The organism is Vitreoscilla stercoraria DSM 513, from assembly GCF_000382305.1.
Taxonomy (GTDB): domain Bacteria; phylum Pseudomonadota; class Gammaproteobacteria; order Burkholderiales; family Neisseriaceae; genus Vitreoscilla; species Vitreoscilla stercoraria.
The window spans coordinates 1-3,211 of sequence record NZ_KB908047.1 but is presented as its reverse complement, the minus strand read 5'-3'; the positions used below and the strand labels follow the sequence as shown (position 1 = coordinate 3,211).

The following is a 3,211-nucleotide window of genomic DNA, read 5'->3' as shown; positions in this document are numbered from 1 at the left end:
AAACCTCGGTGTATCGGTTTCTACCTTGTACCGTTGGCTACCTGCCTCGACTCAGCCTTAACGTACTTTAAATTCCGTTTTCTGAGGTGACCCCTGAATACACAGGTGGCTATTGGTCATTTCACCATTTGAGCAATAAAGGCTGTTTGAGCGTCTTAGAGCGCGATGAAGGCTCTACCCTACTGTTGGTATCACCCAATGGTTTTAACGCGCGTATGGGCGTTTTTTCGGCCTCTATTGTGGTCAATTTGATGGTATTGTCAGATTTGTCTTTCGCTACCCATCAAAATCCCCGTTTATGCGCCCAAGTGAGTCACCTGTTTCATGCCTTGCGTGATTACGCTTTGGAGCAACCAAACGCCAGTGAAACTCTGGCAGCGATCGATTGACCATCTACCAACCCATTCATCCCCCCCACCCGTACTTGGACGCATCTCAATTGGCAAAGTGGTCGAGAAAAATGGCAAGCGTTTGCCTGAGAAAGACGATGAGTTCACCCTCACCACTCAAATCCAAAGCAAAGGGCAATGGCTCAAGCATCCACTGGATGAACAACTGCGTCAGCAACAAAACACCGACAAGCTCAGAGTCATTCCGATTCGTTTGCTGTTCAACCAACCTGATTTGAATTTTAGAGCGCAATACACCTTGTTTGACCGCAGCAGTGGCAGACCGATGTGTGTGGGCAATGGTGAAAGCTGTAAGCGCATCACTGCCAATGGTGTCCAAAGCTTGCCTTGCCCCAGTCCCGTAGCTTGTGAGTATGGACAAGCAGGTTACTGCAAACCTTATGGCCGTTTGAATGTGGTCATAGGCGATGAAGACGAATTGGGTACGTTTGTATTCAGAACCACAGGCTTTAACAGCATCCGAACCCTTGCCAGTCGTTTGAATTACTTCAGTGCTGTATCCAACCAACAATTGGCTTGTTTGCCTTTGGCACTGCGCATCAGAGGTAAATCCACTGTGCAATCATTTCGACAAACGATTTTTTATGTCGACATCACCACCCGTCCTGAACACAGCTTAGAACAAACCTTGGCCATGGCAACAGAACTCAATCAACAGCGGCAACAAGCAGGATTCAATCAACAAGCTTTGGATGAAGCAGCGAAAGCTGGCTTTGCCAATGGCGCGTTTGAAGACACTGAAGACGAAGGTTTGGAAGTGGTGGAAGAGTTTTATCCGCAAGAAACCTCAAACATTGAATCAGCCCAATCAGCCGTTGGACTCTTAGCAGACAAGTTACAAGCCAAATAAACTTGTCACACAATCCTCAGCCTTCCTTGTGAAGGCTTTTTTCATTCCTGAAAGGAAAATCATCATGCCCAATCATTGCAGCCAACATTTCAGTTTCACAGGTCATCCAAAAGACATTCAGCAGTTGTACCGTCACATCGTCAATGCAGATGGTCAACAAGCTGTGATTGATTTCAATCGCATCATACCGATGCCTCAAGCTTTGGACATTGAAAACACCAACCAAGGTCAAAATGCATTGGCATTGTTACAGGCTAATCCCAATCAAACTGTCATCAACACCGATTTGTTTCCTCATGCCTATCAGCTGATACAGGCATTGTCCAAGTATGGATTTGAATGGCAAAGCTTAACCATAGGCCAAGCCATTATGGTTTTAGAAAATGAATCAGACTTACAGCTGCACTTTGGTTTGGATCTTGGTTTAGGCAGACAATACCAAAAAAACTTACAGCAATACGGTCATTTCAGTTGGTATCACTGGAGACTTGAGCACTGGGGTACGAAGTGGAATGCGTATAACTGTGAATTGGAACTCAGTGAAGATTGTACTTGTTTGAGTGGTTACTTAGAAACTGCTTGGTCACCAGCAGAACCGATTTACAGAAAGTTGGCACAACTGTATCCAAGTGTGAGTGTTGAAATTGAATACATGGATGAGTTTGCAGAATTTGCAGGTGTGTATCGATCAGATGGTCAAGGTGGTTTGATGGATGAAGAATACACTGATGAGCAGATTGATGCTTTGTTCAGCTAAACGGTAAAACAGTCTTGAAACCTGAAAAGGTGGAGAGGCTGTTTTTCTTGTGGATAACTTATTTTTTTGGTCTTTGTGTGTCTAATTTTTTTTGAGTTATACACAGAAAATTTCTCTGTTTTTCTTTTTCATCTATTTTTAAATTCTTTTTAAAACCTTTTTAGGGGCTCTGAAATCATTGCCAGGTAAGGGTTTCATAGATGTTCATGAAACATTTTCCGTACACTTTTACAAGATGATTTGAAACAACTTTAAATGTGTTTCAAATTGGTGTAAGGTGCACAAATCTACTGTACGGAATGTGTTTCATTATGGTTAATGAAGTCGAAAAAAAGTTTGTAGGACTGCAATCAAAAAATGTGGTTTTATCGAATGCTTTGGTACGGTCTGCTCAAGGATTAACTTTGGCAGAAAAGCGAATTTTAATGGCCGCTATCAGTAGAATGGACGGTGTGATGAAACCTATTCAAATTACTGCTCATGAATATGCTGCAACTTTTCAGTTACCTATTCGGCAAGCTTATGAGCAATTGAGAGATGCGGCTAAAGTATTTTTATCGAAGCATATTACCTATTATGGTGAATATAATGGGCATAAAGGTGTTTTCCAAGTTAATTGGCTAAGTTCTGTGTTTTATACCCATAACGAGGGCTTTATGAGTTATTGTCAAATCTAGTGTATGGCATTCAGGCCGCTTTCTCTGTTGATTGCTCGTCTTCCTGCTTGCCATCTTTAGACCAAATGTCATTGGTATGCTCAGGCTCTTTCAACACTTCTGGTACAGGACGCTTAATGCGGCGTTTGGGCTTGATTCTGAGGTTCAAAGCCAACTCACAATAAATTCTATAAACCCGTTTGTGATTGAATTTAAGGCCTTTGACGTTACGTATGTAGGCAAAACACAAACCAAATCCCCAATCGCGATGCGCATCAGTAAGCTTAATCAACCAATCTGCAATCAACGCATTATCGTCTTCGCTTTGGTGCTGATAACGATAACACGTTTCGCTGATTTGAAAAGCAGTACAGGCAAAACGTATGCTAACAGCCTTTTGTGTGACTGCCTCATACGCCATCTTTTTGCGCAAAGATGGCTTCACCACTTTTTTGCCATCGCCTCCTGAATGATCTCAGCTTTGAGCCGTTCTTCAGCGTACATCTTCTTCAGACGGGCATTCTCAGCTTCCAATTCA

4 protein-coding genes and 1 pseudogene are annotated in these 3,211 nt (G+C 42.7%); 4 read left to right on the top strand and 1 reads right to left on the bottom strand.

Translation table 11 applies throughout. From position 1 onward, the window contains the following. Positions 1-86: 86 nt before the first annotated feature. The 4 genes from H150_RS0113300 (at position 87) to H150_RS14590 (ending at position 2,694) form a co-directional block, all read left to right on the top strand. Positions 87-389 (top strand): antirestriction protein, encoded by a 303-nt coding sequence (locus H150_RS0113300; protein WP_019959547.1) that lies wholly within the window; start codon positions 87-89, stop codon positions 387-389. Further along, positions 325-1,260, top strand: coding sequence for a recombination directionality factor (locus H150_RS0113295; protein WP_211206692.1), 936 nt, complete (start codon positions 325-327; stop codon positions 1,258-1,260). The genes H150_RS0113300 and H150_RS0113295 overlap by 65 nt, the downstream gene beginning before the upstream one ends. Before the next feature lie 64 nt (positions 1,261-1,324). After that, positions 1,325-2,017 (top strand): DUF1281 family ferredoxin-like fold protein, encoded by a 693-nt coding sequence (locus H150_RS0113290; protein ID WP_019959545.1) that lies wholly within the window; start codon positions 1,325-1,327, stop codon positions 2,015-2,017. Between the two features lie 311 nt (positions 2,018-2,328). Further along, positions 2,329-2,694 (top strand): replication initiation protein, encoded by a 366-nt coding sequence (locus H150_RS14590; protein ID WP_051083058.1) that lies wholly within the window; start codon positions 2,329-2,331, stop codon positions 2,692-2,694. A 52-nt stretch (positions 2,695-2,746) separates the two neighbouring features. Here the strand turns inward: H150_RS14590 and H150_RS0113280 are convergent. Continuing rightward, positions 2,747-3,211: pseudogene (locus H150_RS0113280) on the bottom strand (transposase family protein); the annotation flags it as partial.